General features: G+C 46.9%; 1 pseudogene. It reads right to left on the bottom strand.

Going from position 1 to position 458, the window contains the following annotated elements:
• Positions 1-10 precede the first annotated feature (10 nt).
• Positions 11-202 (bottom strand): annotated as a pseudogene (locus J7R13_RS09955) (S26 family signal peptidase); the annotation flags it as partial.
• Positions 203-458 lie beyond the last annotated feature (256 nt).

Here is a 458-nt window from a genome sequence, read left to right as displayed (position 1 = left end):
AATCAATCTACGGAGTGCGTGGGAAGCTAAAAAGGACCAAATCTCCACGTTGAGGTTGAGAGGCCCAAATCCGGCCAGAAAAAAGAGGAGGAGAAAAGGGGATGGAAAAACGAGAATACGCATATGCATCCTTTGAAACAAATAGATATTCTACCACCAGCAAAGTAGGACGCATTGATCCTGTTTTTTTTTTAATAGGCCGGCAACCCCGGGTCTCACCCCCTTTCCCCACCAGCACCCTCTTCCGATCCCCCTTTTTGAAAGTTTTTTTGAGGGGATAATTGCGTGGCTTTCCCATGCTCCTACAGAAAACCTTGCAAAATCTTAATCTCCTCCTGCATCCTTGCCTGGATTTCCTCCTTTTCCTCCTCAAAAAGGGGCCGCCCCTGTTTGTTTACACCTTTCTGCAATCCCAAAAACGATTGTACCCCCTTTTTCAGGGTTCATTTTCCCGGTGG

It is taken from the genome of Bartonella taylorii 8TBB, assembly GCF_902825155.1.
In the GTDB taxonomy this organism is placed as follows: domain Bacteria; phylum Pseudomonadota; class Alphaproteobacteria; order Rhizobiales; family Rhizobiaceae; genus Bartonella; species Bartonella taylorii_A.
This window is presented reverse-complemented; position numbering and strand designations above follow the sequence as displayed.